Consider the following 16381-nt stretch of genomic DNA (forward strand, 5'->3'; position numbering starts at 1 on the left):
GTGGTCGATGGTGTCGACCACACCGTAGGACGCGCCCTCTTGGCCTCTCCTTTGCCGAGCGTGAAGTTCTCATGAGGAACGCCGGGAGCTACGCGGACAGCACGATGGCCCCCTGGTAGCCCTCGCCGTCCTCGGTGACCTTCAGCAGCATGCCGTCGTGGAAGATGCCGTCACCGGTGTTCAGCGTGTCACGTCGCCCCTGCCGCCGGTTGTACGGGTGCCGCGCGAACACCGCCTCGTTGAGCTTCTCGTCGAACATGAGCTGGGTGCTCAGCGCCCGCCGCTCGTCCGCGTGCACCATGACGTGGATGTGGACCGCCCGGCCCGGGTACCAGCCCGGCCAGATGGTGGTGAACTCCACGGCGCCGATTGAGTCGGTGACCTGTGCGCCCCGCAGGTACCGTTTGTCGTCGCTGGGTTTCATGTCTTTCATATCTTCCATGTCGGACTTGCCGTCCGGCACGGAGCCGCCGCCGGGTGGCGGGCCGGCGTCGAGCGCCGACTCCTTCTCCGCCCCCGAGTAGAGCCCCGCCGCGTCGCAGTGCCAGATCTCCACCACCGCGTCGCGCAGCGGCCGGCACGACCCGCGGTCGTTCACCTTGATGGCCAGGCGCAGCCGTACACCCTCGCGGTCCTCGCGGATGTCGCTGCGGATCTTGTCGGCGTCGAAATAGAAGGGCCCCTGCGTCGCGCTCGGCGTCAGCGTGCACATGCCGGCCCCGGCGAACACGGACTCCGCCGTGGCCGTGGCCCTGATCCCGGGTCCCGAGGCGGCGATGAGGCCACCGAGCCCGATCGAGCTGACGCCGGTGATCAGCCGTCGCCGGCTGACCCGCTGACCTTCGTGATCGTGTTCCACGCCTCGAACCTCTCACGGGCCGGGAGGCTTTCCCGGCAGGCGTGGCTGCGTGTCATTTCAAAAGAGCAGCGCCCGAAAGCCTTTTCGGCGATATCAAACTGTAATCATCCGCTCTGGAGCTGATCAGCGACGGCGACGTAAGCAAAGCGCAGCTCACGGGCTATGCAATCGCGCGCAATGACTCATTGACAGGCCCCATCTGGTCGTTCTACCTTCCCGAAAACCTTTTAGGTCAGCCCGAGCCGATGATGTTAGCGCTCACAGTCCACTAGGGGCGAACTCATGAGACGACGATGGGCGGCGGCCCTCGCCGCGGCACTCCTGCTCCTCCTCGGCAACGGCCGGCCCGCGCTCGCGGGCCCGCCGATCACCACCGCGATCTACACGGCCGACCCGGCCGCGCTGGTCGTCGGAGACACCCTGTACGTCTACACCGGCCACGACGAGGCCCCCGCGGGCGGCGGCAACTTCGTCATGCGCGACTGGCACGTCTTCACCTCCTCCGACGCCACCACCTTCACCGACCAGGGCGCCAAGCTCGCGATCTCGAACTTCTCCTGGGCCGGCGCCGACGCCTGGGCCGCCGAGGTCGAGCGCGGGGCCGACGGCCGCTACTACTGGTTCACCTCGATCAACGGCAACGGCCCCGGCTGGATGAACATCGGCGTGGCCGTCGGCAACAGCCCCACGGGTCCGTTCACCGACGCCATCGGCGGCCCGCTGATCAGCGACAGCACGCCGAACTCCTCCCCGCTGAACATCGACCCGACCGTCTTCACCGACGACGACGGCCAGGTCTACATGTACTGGGGCTCCTACTACGGCCTGCGCGCCGTCCGGCTGAACGCCGGCATGACCTCCACCGTCGGCTCGGTGGTCGCCCCGAGCGGCGTGTCGAACTTCTGGGAGGCCCCCTGGATGTTCAAGCGCAACGGCGTCTACTACCTGGCCTACTCGGCCAACGACTCCGCCTGCTCGCAGCCCGGCTACGCGTGCATCCGCTACGCCACTGCGAGCAACCCGATGGGCCCCTGGACGCACCGCGGGGTCGTGCTCGACCAGGTCAGCTCGACCACGAACCACCCGGCGATCGTCGAGTTCAAGGGCCAGTGGTACATGGTCTACCACAACGCCGCCGCGCCCGGCGGAGGCAACTTCCGCCGCTCGGTGACGATCGACAGGCTCTACTTCAACGCCGACGGCACCATGCAGAAGGTCGTGCAGACCGGCGGCCCGACCACCCCGGGCAACCTGGCGGCCAGTGCCACGCCCTCGACCTCCTACGTCTCGCCCTGGGAGACGCTCGGCGCGATCAACGACGGCTACACACCGGCGAACTCCCAGGACCACAGCCACGGCGCCTACGGCAACTGGAACCACCAGGGCACCGAGTGGATCGAGTACCAGTGGCCCACGGCGCAGACCATCCGCCGCTCGGAGGTGTACTGGTTCGACGACGACCTGGGCATCGACCTGCCGGCCTCGTGCCAGCTCCAGTACTGGAACGGCAGCGCGTACGTCAACATGCCCGGCGCGTCGGGCTGCGGCGTCTCGGCCGCCACCTTCAACACCACCACCTTCACCGCGATCAGCACGACCCGGTTACGCCTGAACATCACCTCCAGAGCCGGCTTCTCGACCGGTGTGCTCGAATGGAGGGCCTTCTCATGAGGCGCGCCCTGTTCGCCCTGCTGCTCGTCGCGGGCCTCGTCGTCGCCGGCGCGCCGGCCCACGCGGACCAGACCATCGGCTACCCGACGTTCAACGGCCCGGCGATCCCGGCGCCGCCCGGGTCGTACACGACCGGCAACATGATGCAGGCCATCTACGACGCCGAGAGCTCGGGCACCGACTTCTGGATGGACCGGCTGCTGGCCCGCTCGGGCAACGACCCGGCCGGCACCTGGCTCATGACGCGCGGGCGGGCGCTGTTCATGAAGACCCACACGCCCGGCACCCTCGGCTTCGCCGGGCAGTCCGCCTACTGGGAGAGCATCAACAACAACAACGCCTTCACCGTCGCCGTCACCCCCGGCACCTTCACCGAGCAGGTGAGCTCCCGCCGGCAGGCGCCGAGCCACTGGAAGAGCCGCCACACCAGCGGCTCGATCACGGTCGACCAGACGAAGTTCATCACCGAGAACAACGTCGCCGTGGCCAACCTGGCCATCACCAACGGCGGCACCGGCTCGACGACGCTGCAGGTCAGGGCCACCTCCCCGTACGCGACCAGCGGCAGCGGCAGTGAGCTGACCGGCCAGGTCAACGCCTACAACAACCTCACCACCCTCTTCCCGAGGCTCACCGGCGACGGGTTCACGGTCTCCAGCGGCGGTCTCAACCGGTCCGTCACGATCACGGCGGGGGCGACCGTCACCGTCAAGGTCGTCATGGGGTTCGTCACCAACGAGATCCCGGCCTCGCGGACCGACTACGACGCCTACGCCGGCTACTCGGCCGCCACCGCGTTCGCCACCCACGTGCGCGCCTACAACCGCTGGTGGGCCGAGAACGTCCCCTACATCGACGTCCCCGAGCCGGCCATCAAGAAGAACATCTATTACCGCTGGTGGCTGATGCGCTTCAACCACCTCGACGCCGACATCCCCGGCCAGACGTTCCAGTTCCCCATCTCCACCGAGGGCGTGCTGGGCTACAACAACGCGATCGCGCTGACCCAGCCCATGCACATCGACGACCTGAAATACCTGCGCAACCCGATCTACTCCTACGGCGACTGGCTGAGCACCGGCCAGACCTCCAAGAACGGCCGCTTCCTCGACAACCCGGGCGACCCGGAGAACTGGTCCAACAGCTACACCCAGTACATCGGCGAAGCCGCCTGGAAGAGCTACCAGATCCACGGCGGCCAGCCCGCCATCGCCGCCAACCTGGCCCGCTACGCCGAGCAGGACGTCAAGGGCCAGCTCTCCTTCTACGACACCGACAACAACAAGCTCATCGAGTACGACTGGGGCGCGCTGACCGGCAACGACGCCGACGCCGTGTCGTTCCACTGGAAGCCCGGCCGCATGGACCGCGCCGAGGGCGCCTACCAGTACAGCGGCGCGCTGGCCGCCGCCCAGGCGTACGAGGCGATCGGCAACACGGCCAAGGCCACCGAGATGCGCACACTGGCCACCCAGATCCAGAACGCCATCGTCAACGTGCTGTGGAACCCGGGCCGGCAGCTCTTCGAGCACCGGCTGAAGTCCACGAACGAGTGGGTGCCCTGGAAGGAGATCAACAACTACTACCCGTTCGCCGTGGGCGCGATCCCCAACACCGCCACCTACAAGCAGGCCCTGCGCCTCTTCGACGATCCGGCGCAGTATCCGATCTTCCCCTTCTACACCGCCAACCAGGCCGACAAGGCGGCCTCGGGCACCGGCAGCAACAACTTCTCCACCATCAACTCCACCGTGCAGTTCCGCCTGCTCTCCTCGGTGCTGCGGAACTACCCCAACGAGTGGATCGACACGACCTGGTACAAGAAGCTGCTCTACTGGAACGCCTGGGCCCAGTACGTCAACGGCAACACCCAGTGGCCGGACGCCAACGAGTTCTGGGCCGACTGGAACGGCTCCTCGATCACCTACCGCTCCTGGATCCACCACAACATCCTGGGCAGCAGCAACTGGACCGTCATCGAAGACGTCGCCGGGCTCCGGCCGCGCAACGACGCCAAGGTGGAGCTCTCACCGATCAACATCGGCTGGACCCACTTCACCGTCAACAACCTGCGCTACCGCAACGCCGACCTGACCATCGTCTGGGACGACCCGGCCGACGGCGTCGTCCGCTACCCCGGCGTGCCCGAGGGCTACTCCATCTACGTCAACGGCAGCCGCGCCGCCACGGTGTCGTCGCTGGTGCCGTTCACCTGGGACCCGGCCACCGGCGCCGTCACCACGTCCGGCACGGTCACCCACAACGTGGCCGTCGCGGGCCTGCAGTCCCCCGCCCAGGTCAGCCACACCAGCGCCCGCATGGTCGACATGCTCGGCAAGGCCGGCGTGGACCTGACCGCCAACCTCACCAACCTGGCCGCCGGAGCCACCGCCACGGCCTCCACCACCGCCTCGGGCAGCTCCACCGCGGGCGCCGTGGACGGGTTCCCGATCAACGAGCCGTTCTGGGGCGGCACCACCGCCGGCCAGGACTGGTACGAGCTCAACTTCGGCGCCGCCCGCACGCTCAACGAGGTCCGGCTCTACTTCAAGGACAGCCGCCCGGCCAGTTCCACCTACCGGGCGCCGGCGTCCTACGACATCCAGTACCACAACGGCAGCGCCTGGGTCAGCGTGCCCTCCCAGGCCAAGTCCCCGGCCACACCGCGCGGCAACTACAACGTCGCGCAGTTCCCCGCGATCACCGCGCAGCGGGTGCGCGTGCTGGCGACCGCGGCCTCCGGCGCCCGGACCGGGCTCACCGAGGTCAAGGTCCACAACCGGGGCGGCGTCCAGCCGCCCGCCAACCTGGCGACGTCGGCGACCCCGACCGCGTCCTACACCTCGTCGTGGGAGAGCGTGGCCGCCGTCAACGACGGCATCGACCCGCCCTCCTCCAACGACACCGTCAACCCGCGCTGGGGCTGCTGGCCCGAGACCGGGCAGCAGTGGGTGGACCTCACCTGGTCCTCGGCCCGTAACCTGAACCGGGCCGAAGTGTACTTCTTCGACGACGACGAGGGCATCGACATGCCGGCGTCGTGGAAGCTGCAGTACTGGAACGGCAGCGCGTACGTGGACGTGCCCGGCGCTTCGGCGTACACGCTGACCAAGAACGCCTTCAACTCCGTCACCTTCTCCGCCACGAGCACGACCCGGCTGCGGGTGTTGCTCACCGGCACCGGCACCAGCTCCGTCGGCCTGCTGGAGGTCAGGGCCTTCGGCGCCTGACGGACGACGGAAGAGAGGGGGCGTGCCCGCGGCGGCGGGCACGCCCCTTCCTCAAGGTAGCGGAGTAGTTACTTTCTTACTTTTAGTGACGGGCCGCCTCCGCATCAGGCAAGCTTCTGTCATAGCTTCGGCCGATGGGTGGCGATCACGATGGCAGGCAAGTGGCAGGCGGGCAATCTCCCGGCGGAACTGACGAGCCTGATCGGACGACGCGGCGAGCTGGATCAGGTGCGCCGGGCCTGCCGGCGCTCCCGGCTGGTGACCCTCACCGGTGTGGGCGGCGTCGGCAAGACCCGCCTGGCGCTGCGCGCCGCCGCCGACCTGCGGCCCGAGTTCGGCGGTGGGGCGTGGCTGGTGGAGCTGTCCCCGCTGGACGACGGCACGCTCCTGCCGCACGCGATCGCCGAGGCGCTCCGGCTCACCGACCAGACCACCCGGCCCATGACCGAGGTGCTGGCCGAGCACCTGTTCGGCAAAGAGGTCCTCATCGTCCTCGACACCTGTGAGCACCTGGTCGGCGCCTGCGCCGCGACCGTCGAGACGCTGCTCGACGCCGTGCCGGGGCTGCGCGTGCTGGCCACCAGCCGCCGCACGCTGGAGGCGCCCGGCGAGCTGGTGATCGTGGTCGAGCCGCTGCCGGTCCCGCCGGAGACCGACGGCGGGCCCGTCGTCGGCGACGCGGTGGCCCTGCTGGCCGAGCGCGCCGCCGAGACCGTGCCCGGCTTCGAGCTGGCCGAGCACAACCAGCAGGCCGTCGCCCGGCTGTGCCGTCGGCTGGAGGGCATCCCGCTGGCGATCGAGCTGGCCGCGGCGCGGCTGCGCGAGCTGCCCGTCGAGCAGTTGGCCGACCGGCTCGACGACCGGTTCGCCACCCTGGAGAAGGACGATCCGGCGGCGGCGCAGTCCGACCCGCCGTGGCACCAGGCGCTGCGCACCGCGATCGGGTGGAGCCACGAGCTGTGCGAGCCCGCCGAGCGCCTGCTGTGGGCGCGGGTGTCGGTGTTCGCCGGTGATTTCGACACCGAGGCCGTGCGCCAGGTGTGCGCCGACGACCTGCTGCCGGAGGCCGGCATCGCGCAACTGCTCGACGCGCTGGCCGACGAGTCGATCCTGACCTGGCTGCCCACCGGTGCGGGCGAGCGCTACCGCATGCTCGACACCCTGCGCGAATACGGCGCGGGCTGGCTGCGCGACCTCGGCGAGCAGGAGCGGTTCAAGCAGCGGCACCGCGAGCACTACCTGTCGCTGGCCACCAGGGGCGCCGCCGGCTGGCTGGGCCCCGGCCAGGTCTCCTGGTACGACCGCATGATCGGCGAGCACGACAACCTGCGCGCCGCCCTCGAGGTCGCGCTCGGCGCCAAGGACGGCCTGCCGTCCGTGGAGCTCGCCGGCACCCTCACCTTCTTCTGGTACGGCTGCGGCTACGCCAAGGAGGGCCGCCACTACCTGCGCCAGGCCCTCGACCTGACCACCCGCCCCAGCCCCGCCCTCGTCCAGGCCCTGTGGGCCGACGGCCTGCTGGCCGCCACGCTGGGCGACGCCGAGGAGGTCGAGACCAGGGCCGCGCAGTGCGAGCGGGCCGCGGCCCCCGGCGACGCCTACGCGGCCAAGTGCGTCAGGGCGCTCAGGGCGTCGGCCGGGGTGATCCGCGGGGACCTGTTGCAGGCGATGGCCGAGTCGGAGAGCGCGTACGTGACGCGCTGGGACGGCGGGGAGCTCACCATCGCCGACCTGCTGGCGCTGATCTGCCGCGCCCACGTGCTCACCGTGGACGGCCAGATCGACGAGGCCATCGCCGTGCTGGAGGACCTGCGCTCGCTGTGCGACGAGCGGGGCGAGCAGCACATGCGCTCCCACGCCGACCTGCTGCGCGGGCAGGCCGAGCTGACCGGTGGCCGCCTCGACGCGGCCGTCGGCTACGGCCAGGAGGCCCTGCGCGTCAAGCGGCGGCTGCACGACCGCTTCGGCATCGGCCTGACCGTGGACCTGCTGGCCCTGGCGGCGGGTGGGGCCGGGCGGGCTTCGCGCGCGGCGCGGCTGCTGGGGCTGGCCGACCGGATCTGGAGCACCCACGGGCAGGCGCGGGCCAACGTCCCCGCCTGGGTCAGCGCCCGGCAGGCGTGCGAGGAGCAGGCCCGCGACACGCTCGGCGACAACGCCTACCACGTGGCCTACCACACCGGTTTCGACAGCGACATCGACGCGGGCATCGCGTTCGCGCTCGAGCCGGAGGGTGAGGGCCTGCACAACGGCACTTGACGCGGCGCGCCGGCGGCCGGCTCGGCGTCGTGCGACGGCTGCTCAGCGCTGTCTGGCCGGGCGGATGACGAGTTCGTTGACGTCCACGCCGGGCGGCCGGCCGATCGCGTACGCGATGGCGTCGGCGATGCTGTCCGGCGGGATGGCGTCGGCGCGGTAGGTCCGCATCGCCTCGCGGGCGATCGGGTCGGAGATGGAGTCGGCCAGCTCGGACGCGACGACGCCGGGGGAGACGGTGGTGACGCGGATGCTCGGGTCGAGCTCCTGGCGCAAGCCCTCGGTGATGGCCCAGGCCGCGTACTTGGTGGCGCAGTAGACCGCGCCCGTCGGCACGACCTGGTGGGCGCCGATCGAGGCGACGGTGACGAAGTGGCCGGAGCCCTGCCGCTGGAAGTGCGGAAGGGCGGCGGCGATCCCGTGCAGCAGGCCGCGCACGTTGACGTCGATCATCCGGTCCCACTCCTCGACCAGCAGCGCGTCCAGCCGGGACAGCGGCATCACGCCGGCGTTGTTGACGATCACGTCGATCCGGCCGTGCCGCTCGGCTGCGGCGTCCGCGAACGCGGCGACGTCCGCGCGGTCGGTCACGTCGAGGCGGCGCACGTCGGCCTGGCCGCCGGCGGCCTCGATCGCCTTCGCGGTCTCGGCCAGGCGGTCCTCGCGGCGGGCGCCCAGGACCACGCGGTGGCCCTCGGCGGCCAGGCGCAGCGCGGTGGCGTGGCCGATGCCGCTGCTCGCGCCGGTGATCAGAATGACTTTCGTGTCCATGACATCGAGGCTAGGACACGGAGCGGAGCCGGTTGAGCGCTCAGGGTGGCCGCGTCGCTCCTAGGAAGGCGGCCCCCAGGGGAGGCCGCCTTCGTCAGCGCCGGCGGCCGGCGCCGGCGCTGGCCAGGCACCTCTCCGGCGGGAACCGCCTGGCCTGTTCGGTGGTGAGCTGCGGGCGGTCGTCGTTGACGCCCGCTCCTGGGCCGTGCTTCATGCTCGGACAGGCGGGCCTCCCGCCAGTTCAGGCCGGACATGTCGGTCCAGGGGGCGGCCTTGACCTGCTGGCCCAGCCAGGACTCGCGCACCAGGACCTGGCCGCGCGCCGTGACGGAGCCGCCGGCCGGCCAGGGGCGGCCGAGGTGGACGGTGCGGGCGGGCGCGTCGCTGGTCAGGTGGCCGCGGTAGAGCAGGAAGCCGTACGGGCCCGAGCCGTCCGGCCTGGGAGTGGTGGCGGAGACGTCGTACGTGAGCACCACCTGGCGCGGGTCCCTGGTGTCGCCGGCCAGCGTGATGTGCGGTTTGTCGGCCGGGATGACGACCTGCTGCCGGTAGGTGCCCTTGCGGACACGGCAATCGGTTGCATGAAACGTTGACGTAATGGAGCGCACCTCGTCAATGGAAGGCCGTGAAACTGCACCTTTCCTGCAACAAGCGGTTGCAGATTCGAAGCCTGGGCCCTTGACCGGTGACCGCCCCGGTTCTACAGTCGCCTGATATTTATCGGCGTATCCCTGAAACTTTCAGAGGAGTACCGTGCGCTCCCTCCGCATCCTGCTGGTCGCCGTCCTGTTATGTCTCGTGCCAGGGCTCTCCGCGCACGCGGCGGCGGACCTCACGTACGACTTCGAGGACGGCACCGCGCAGGGCTGGGGGCCGCGGGGCGACGGCGTCACCGTCACCGCGACGGCGGACGCGGCGCGTACGGGCACCGGCGGGCTGCTCGTCGGCGGGCGCACCGCCACCTGGCACGGCGCGTCGATCCCCGCGCCCTTCGCCAGGGGCGTGGGCTACGACGTGACCGCCTACGCCCGGCTGGTGAGCGGCCAGCCGGCGGCCACCATCGCCATGACCGTGCAGCGCACGCCGACCGGCGGGAGCACCACGTACGAGCGGGTCGCGGCGGCCACCGTGACCGACGGCGGATGGGTGCGGCTGTCGGGGAGTTACCTGTTCACCGCCGAGTCCGCCGACGTGCAGCTCTACGTGGAGAGCTCCGACGCCACCGGCCGGTACCACCTGGACGACATCGTCATCAGCCCGCAGGGCGACCCCACGCGCGAGCCGATCACCAGCGACTTCGAGGACGGCACCGCACAGGACTGGGCGTCCCGCGCGGCGGCCACGCTGGAGCCGGGCACGACCGCCCACGCGGGCACGCGCGGCCTCACGGTGACCGGCCGGTCGGCCTCCTGGGACGGCCCCGCGCTCAACGTGCTCGGCCGGATGGGCAAGGGCGACAAATACGCCCTGTCGGTCTGGGTGCGGCTCGGCCCGGAGACCCCGGCGGGCCGGCTCGGCCTGTCGATCGAGCGCAGGAGCGGCGGCACCCCGAGCTACGAGCGCATCGTCACGCCCAAGGAGGTGCCGGCGGGGGAGTGGGTGCAGCTCTCGGGGACGTACACGCTGGCGTACGACGTGGAGTTCCTCAGCCTGTACGTCGAGTCCGACACCGGCACCTTCCCCTTCCACCTCGACGACTTCACGATGAGGTGGATCGAGCCCAAGCCCGTCCAGACCGACATCCCCCGGGTCAGGGACGCGGTGCCCTTCACGATGGGCTCGGCGTTCACCCGCCCGGACACGCTCGGCGTCCACGGCGAGCTGCTCGCCCGGCACTTCGGGAGCCTGACGCCCGGCAACGAGCTGAAGTGGGACGCCACCGAGCCCCGGGAGGGCGAGTTCACCTTCACCGACGGCGACTACCTGGTGGACTTCGCCACCTCGCACGGCATGCAGGTGCGCGGTCACACGCTCGCGTGGCACAGCCAGACGCCCGCCTGGGTGTTCGCCGGAGCCTCCAAGGAGGTGCTCCTCCAGCGCCTGGAGACGCACGTGCGCACGCTCGTGACCCGGTACAAGGGCAGGATCGCCGCCTGGGACGTGGTCAACGAGGTGGTGGACGAGAACCAGCCCGACGGCCTGCGGCGCTCCCCGTGGTACGAGATCACCGGCCTGGACTTCATCCGCACCGCCTTCCGCGTCGCCCGCGAGGCCGACCCGGACGCCAAGCTGTTCATCAACGACTACAACACCGAGTTCCCGCGCAAGCGCGAGGCCCTGTACGACCTGGTCGAGCGGCTCAAGGCCGAGGGGGTGCCGATCGACGGCGTCGGCCACCAGTTGCACCTCAACATCGAGCACCCGCCGGCCTCGGCGGTCGAGGCGACCATCGAGCGCTTCGCCACGCTGGGGGTCGACCAGCAGGTCACCGAGCTGGACGTCAGCGTCTACACCGACTTCGTGTCGTCCTACGACACGATCCCGGCCGAGCTGCTCGTCCGGCAGGGGCACCGGTACAAGGAGCTGTTCGACGTCTTCCGGCGGCAGGCCGACCGGCTCGGCTCGGTCACGGTGTGGGGGGAGTCCGATGACGTGAGCTGGCTGCGCACGTGGCCGATCCCGCGGTTGAACGCGCCACTGCTGTTCGACGACGACCTGCAGGCCAAGCCCGCGTACTGGGGCGTGGTGGACCCCTCCAGGCTGGCGCCGCTCGTGCGCCGGCTGGAGGCGCCGGCCGGCACGATCAAGGTGGACGGCAGGCGCGACCTCGAATGGGACCTGCTGCCCGACGCGCCGATCGCCCGGGTCGGGAACGTCTCCGCCGGCTTCCAGGCCCGCTCGTCCGCCGCCGGCCTGTACGTGCTCGCCGAGGTCACCGACCCGACCGCCGACCAGGCCGACCGGGTGACGTTCACGGTGGACGGCACCGCCCGCAGCGTCGGGCGCGGCGACCGGGGGGTCACCAGGACCGCCACCGGGTATCGCGTCGAGGCCCTGGTGGGCAAGGGCACGGACGTGGACGTGACCGTACGCGACCGGGGCACCGCGATCTCCTGGACGGGCCAGGTGACGGCGGTGCCCGCGATCAGGCTGACCTCGGCCGTCCGGAGGGCGGCGCCCGTCCTGGACGGGGTCGTGGACCGGGCGTGGGGGGCCGCGCCGGAGATCCGTACCGCGACCTGGATCCAGGGGTCCTCCGGGGCGACCGCGAAGGTGCGGTCGCTGTGGAGCGGCTCCACCCTGTACGTGCTGGCGCAGGTCGCCGACCCCGTGCTGAGCGAGGAGCCGGCGAACGCGTGGGAGCAGGACTCCGTCGAGATCTTCGTGGACCCGGGCAACGGCAAGACCAAGGGGTACGAGGACGACGACGGGCAGTACCGGGTCAGCTTCACGGGCAGGGTCACGGTCGGCGGGACGTTCGACGCGGGTGGGGTCAGGGACAAGGTGCGGGCGGCGGCGCGGGCGGTGCCCGGCGGGTACGTGGTCGAGGCGGCGATCACCCTGCCCACGATCACGCTGGCGGAGGGGACGTTGCTGGGGTTCGACGTCCAGGTCAACGACGCCGTGGGCGCGGCTCGTACGAGTGCGGTGACCTGGAACGACGCCACCGGCCGCGGCTACCTCGACACCGGCCACTGGGGCGTGCTCCGCCTGAGCGGGTGAGACGCGACTACCATGTGATCGTGAACGCGAGCCCCCGGCCAGTCCGTAAAGGGGCCGTGCCGAGCATCCGCGACGTGGCCGCCGCGGCCGGCGTCTCGCACCAGACGGTCTCGCGCGTGCTCAACGAGTCTCCCCGGGTGCGGCCCGCCACCCGCGCCGCGGTGCTGGCCGCGATCGACCGGCTGGGCTTCCGCCCCAACCGCGCCGCGCGGACCCTCGGCCTCGGCCGCGCCAGCGGCGTCACCGTCGTGACCTCCAACACCATGCTGTACGGATACGCCGCCACGCTGCAGGGCATCGAGGAGGCCGCCAGGACGGAGGGCGTGGCGGTCGGGATCAGGGTCGTGGAGTCGGCCGAGGTCCGGCAGACGGTCGACTACGTGAGCGACCCGAGCGCGGGCGGCCTGGTGGTCATCGCGTTCGACCCGCTGGGCACCGCCGTGCTGGAGGTGCTGCCCGCGCACCTCCCGGCCATCGTCGCGGCCGAGCCGGTGGCGCCCGACCTGGGCCGCGTCTCGATCGCCCTCGACGAACGCCGCGCCGCCGCCGACGCCACCCAGCACCTGCTGGACCTGGGCCACCGCACGGTCCACCACGTGGCCATCCCCTCGGAGGGCCAGGCGGGCGGCCGCCAGGCGGGCTGGCGCGACGCCCTCCGCCAGGCCGGCGCCGAGCTCCCCGAGGTGCTGGCGTGCGGGTGGGACATCGAGTCGGCGTACGCGGCCGGGCGGCGGCTGGCCCGGCGGCCGGAGGTCACGGCCATCCTGTGCGGCAACGACGACATCGCCCAGGGGGTGCGCCGGGCCCTCTACGACGCGGGCAAGGACGTGCCGGGCGACGTGAGCATCGTGGGGTTCGACGACATCCCGGGCTCGGCGTTCTGGACCCCGGCGCTGACCACCGTGCGGATGGACTTCGTGGGGCTGGGGCGTGCCTGCTTCCACGCGGCCCTGGCCGAACTGGCGGGCCGGCCCCAGCCGGAGATCGCGCTGACGCCGCCCCGCCTGATCGTCCGGGAGTCCACCGCCCCGCCACGGGGGTAGGCGGGCCCGCCCGGGCCGCCGGCGCGTCAGGCCGGGCGGCGCGTGGCCGAGCGGGCGCGGAAGGCCGCCGCCTTGGTACGGCTCTGGCAGGGGCGGGAGCAGAACTGGCGGACCCCGTTGCGGGAGGCGTCGACGTAGACGCGGTCGCACTGCCTGGCCTGGCAGACGCCGAGCCGCCCGCCGAGGTCGCTGCCGATGGCCAGCGTCAGGGCGGACGCGAAGCCCGCGCTCCACCCCACGGCCAGGGTGTCGTCGGCGCCGTGGAAGTGCACCTGCCACGGCTCGCCGGGCGCGCGGTTCAGTTGGGGGCGCGCGCCCGTGCTGATGACCAGCGCGTTGACGATGGCGGCGGCCTCGTCGTCCTGGTGATCGTGCATGGCCTCGAAGACCCGCCGGACCTTCAGGGTGGTCCCGGCCAGGTAGAGGGCCTCCTCCATGGAGACCGTCACCTCGCCGGGCAGCACGGCGCCGATGGCGGACGGCAGCGCTTCGCCTTTCGGCGCCACGTACGGTCTGCCGCCGTCGTCGCCGTCGGTCAGGACGTTCACGAGCGATACCGCGGTGTCGAGCAGGATCGCCACGTGACTATCGAACATCACTTGACTGGTCACTCCTTACGGCCTAGTGTCCGTGACTGACGTTAGCAGTTTCGTTGGTCACGCGGGGGGTTTGACGTGCCGATCGGCGGCCGTACGGGGCGCCTGCCGCGTACCGTGTGGTGGCTCGTCCTGGCGCGGGCGGTCAACCGGCTGGGGGCCTTCTCCCTCGGGTTCCTCACCGTCCTGATCACCACCGAGTTCGGGGCGAGTGCCGTCACGGCCGGTCTGATCTCCGCCGCGTTCGGGCTGGCGACCATCCCGTCCCGGCTGCTGGGCGGGGTGCTGGCCGACCGGTTCGGCCGCCGCCGGGCCATCGTCGCGGGGCTGGTCGCGTGCGCGGTGGCGCAGGCGGGGATCGCGGTCTCCGGTTCCCTGGCGATGATCGCCGTGTTCGCCGTCCTGCTGGGGCTGGTCTTCGAGATCTACGAGCCGCCGTCCCAGGCGATGATCGCGGACGCCGTACGGCCGGCGCAGCAGGCGCAGGCGTTCAGCCTGTTCAACACGGCCCTGGCGGTCGGCGGCATGGGCGCCGGGCTGATCGCCGCGGGGCTGGGCCGCTGGGACCTGCGCTGGCTGTTCGTCGTGGACGCCGCCACCTGCCTGGCCTGCGCGATCGTGGTCCGCCTCGTCCTTCCCGCGTCCCCACCGGCGTCCGGCGCCGAGCCCGCCCCCGCACCCCGGGCCGAGGGAGCGCGATCGGCCTGGCGGGACCGTTCGCTCCTCGTGCTCCTCGCGTCCGGCACCTTCTTCGCGCTCGTCTACATGCAGGTCGTGATGGCCCTGCCGCTGGCCCTGGAGCTGCGCGGTCTGCCGGCCGCCGACGCCGGGCTGCTGTCCACCGTCTCGGCCGTCGTCCTGGTGCTCTGCCAGCCACTGCTCAGGTGGACGGCGGCGCTGTCCCACCACACGGCGATGACCTGCGGCTACCTCCTGCTCGCCACCGGCCTGACCGGCTACGCGATGGCGGGCGACCTGCCGGGGCACCTGGCCGCCACGGTGGTGTGGAGCGCGGGCGACGCGCTGATGTTCGGGCGCGCTTACGCCATGGTCACGGGCATCGCCCCCGAGAACGCCCGGGGCCGCTACCTGTCGGTCTTCGGCACCTCCTGGGGCTTCGCCACCGTCCTCGCGCCCCTGTGCGGCACCCAGCTCCTCGAACGCGCGGGCCCGGCAGGGCTGTGGGGCGCCCTGGCCTGCGTGTGCCTGCTGCTCGCCGTGGCGCAGATCGTGGTGGTCAGGCCGTTGACGACGCGGCGGGATCCCCGGCCCTGTCACCTGGAGCAGGTGCCCGGTGGGCGATGATCGTCAGAAGTGGAAGACTTCCCGCATGTCACAGCCCTCGTCGCAGCAGCAGAGACTGGCCGCCCTCGCCCTGGAGGCCGGTTACCGTGAGGACGAACCGCTGGTGGTCGGGGTTCAGTTACGCGACGAGCCGCCCACCTTTCACGCGCAAGGCCTCACCCCCACCAGCCTGGTCTACGCGGCTTCGCTGTCGAAGCAGGTGACCGCCGCCTGCGTGGCGCTGCTGGTGCGGCAGGGGGCGCTGGAGCCGGACTCCGTCCTGTCGCGGTGGCTGCCCCGGTTGCCGGCCTGGGCCGAGGGGGTCCGGATCCGGCAGTTGCTGCACCACACCGCCGCCCTGCCCGCTGACGACGAGCTCGACGGCGCGATGCCCGGCGGCGGCGCCGACCGGACGAGTCGAGGCGTCATCGGAGCTCTGCGCCGGTTTCCCACCTTGAAGGGCGAGCCGGGGCACGCGTTCGCCTACTCCAACGCCGGCTATGTCTGCCTCGCCGAAGTGGTGGCGCGGGCGGCCGGTCAGGCGCTTCCCTCGTTCGCGGGGGAGCGGATCTTCGCGCCGACGGCGATGCGTTACACGTCCTTCTGGCCCGGTCCCGCTCCCGCGCCTCCCGGCGCCGTGCCCCTGACCCCACGGCACCCGGCGCCCCTGTCACTGGGCGACGGCGGGGTGTGGAGCACGGCCGCCGACCTGTTGCGGTGGAGCCGGGCGCTCAACGACGACGAACTCGGCGTCTCGGCTCTCATGCAGACCCCGGGCCGCCTCGATGACGGCACGGTCATCGACTACGCCTGGGGAATGGGCGTCCGGTCGCACGGCGGGCACAGGGTCTATCGGCACGGGGGAGGCTGGCGGGGGTTGCGGGCCATGCAGGCCCGGATTCCGCTCCTGGGGCTGAGCCTCGTGCTCCTCGCCGTCGGCGACGACACCGAGCGCCGGGTGGAGCTGGTCAACGGGCTGCTCGACGAGGTGACGAGAGCCGCCTGACC

Annotated in this window: 11 protein-coding genes; 7 read left to right on the forward strand and 4 right to left on the reverse strand. The window is 71.5% G+C overall.

From position 1 onward, the window contains the following. Positions 1-88: 88 nt before the first annotated feature. Positions 89-859: an intradiol ring-cleavage dioxygenase gene (locus tag AB0I15_RS09805; protein ID WP_358092378.1), complete on the reverse strand. Its 771-nt coding sequence runs from the start codon at positions 857-859 to the stop codon at positions 89-91. Positions 860-1141: 282 nt separating this feature from the next. Here AB0I15_RS09805 and AB0I15_RS09810 point away from each other — a divergent pair, with 282 nt between their 5' ends. The 3 genes from AB0I15_RS09810 to AB0I15_RS09820 all read left to right on the forward strand — a co-directional run bounded on the left by AB0I15_RS09810 (position 1142) and on the right by AB0I15_RS09820 (position 8019). Next, positions 1142-2530 (forward strand): glycoside hydrolase family 43 protein, encoded by a 1389-nt coding sequence (locus AB0I15_RS09810; protein ID WP_358092380.1) that lies wholly within the window; start codon positions 1142-1144, stop codon positions 2528-2530. Further along, positions 2527-5760: a hypothetical protein gene (locus AB0I15_RS09815; RefSeq protein ID WP_358092382.1), complete on the forward strand. Its 3234-nt coding sequence runs from the start codon at positions 2527-2529 to the stop codon at positions 5758-5760. Before AB0I15_RS09810 ends, AB0I15_RS09815 begins: the two co-directional genes overlap by 4 nt. 138 nt (positions 5761-5898) lie before the next feature. Further along, positions 5899-8019 carry an ATPase gene (locus AB0I15_RS09820; RefSeq protein WP_358092384.1) on the forward strand — a complete coding sequence of 707 codons (2121 nt, stop codon included), beginning with the start codon at positions 5899-5901 and terminating at the stop codon, positions 8017-8019. A gap of 42 nt (positions 8020-8061) precedes the next feature. Here AB0I15_RS09820 and AB0I15_RS09825 read toward each other — a convergent pair whose 3' ends face one another. After that, entirely contained in the window at positions 8062-8787 is a 726-nt protein-coding gene (locus tag AB0I15_RS09825; protein WP_358092386.1) for an SDR family oxidoreductase, read from the reverse strand. After that, the gene (locus tag AB0I15_RS09830) at positions 8766-9395 is read right to left on the reverse strand and encodes a hypothetical protein (protein ID WP_358092388.1); all 630 of its coding nucleotides are present in this window, start codon (positions 9393-9395) and stop codon (positions 8766-8768) included. Before AB0I15_RS09830 ends, AB0I15_RS09825 begins: the two co-directional genes overlap by 22 nt. A 190-nt stretch (positions 9396-9585) precedes the next feature. Between AB0I15_RS09830 and AB0I15_RS09835 the strand changes: the two genes are divergently transcribed. Then, positions 9586-12450, forward strand: a complete 2865-nt coding sequence (locus AB0I15_RS09835; protein WP_358092390.1) for an endo-1,4-beta-xylanase — start codon at positions 9586-9588, stop codon at positions 12448-12450. A 20-nt stretch (positions 12451-12470) separates the two neighbouring features. Next, positions 12471-13493: a substrate-binding domain-containing protein gene (locus tag AB0I15_RS09840; RefSeq protein ID WP_358092392.1), complete on the forward strand. Its 1023-nt coding sequence runs from the start codon at positions 12471-12473 to the stop codon at positions 13491-13493. Between the two features lie 26 nt (positions 13494-13519). On the opposite strand, the gene AB0I15_RS09845 is transcribed toward AB0I15_RS09840, so the two are convergent. Beyond that, on the reverse strand, positions 13520-14089 hold the full coding sequence (locus AB0I15_RS09845) for a CGNR zinc finger domain-containing protein (protein ID WP_358092837.1): 570 nt from the start codon (positions 14087-14089) through the stop codon (positions 13520-13522). Positions 14090-14167: 78 nt separating this feature from the next. Between AB0I15_RS09845 and AB0I15_RS09850 the strand changes: the two genes are divergently transcribed. After that, on the forward strand, positions 14168-15394 hold the full coding sequence (locus AB0I15_RS09850; protein ID WP_358092394.1) for an MFS transporter: 1227 nt from the start codon (positions 14168-14170) through the stop codon (positions 15392-15394). A gap of 25 nt (positions 15395-15419) precedes the next feature. Next, a complete protein-coding gene (locus tag AB0I15_RS09855) occupies positions 15420-16379 on the forward strand; it encodes a serine hydrolase domain-containing protein (RefSeq protein ID WP_358092396.1) in 960 nt (319 codons plus the stop codon). Positions 16380-16381: the final 2 nt, after the last annotated feature.

Source organism: Nonomuraea sp. NPDC050643, from assembly GCF_040654715.1.
Lineage (GTDB): Bacteria > Actinomycetota > Actinomycetes > Streptosporangiales > Streptosporangiaceae > Nonomuraea.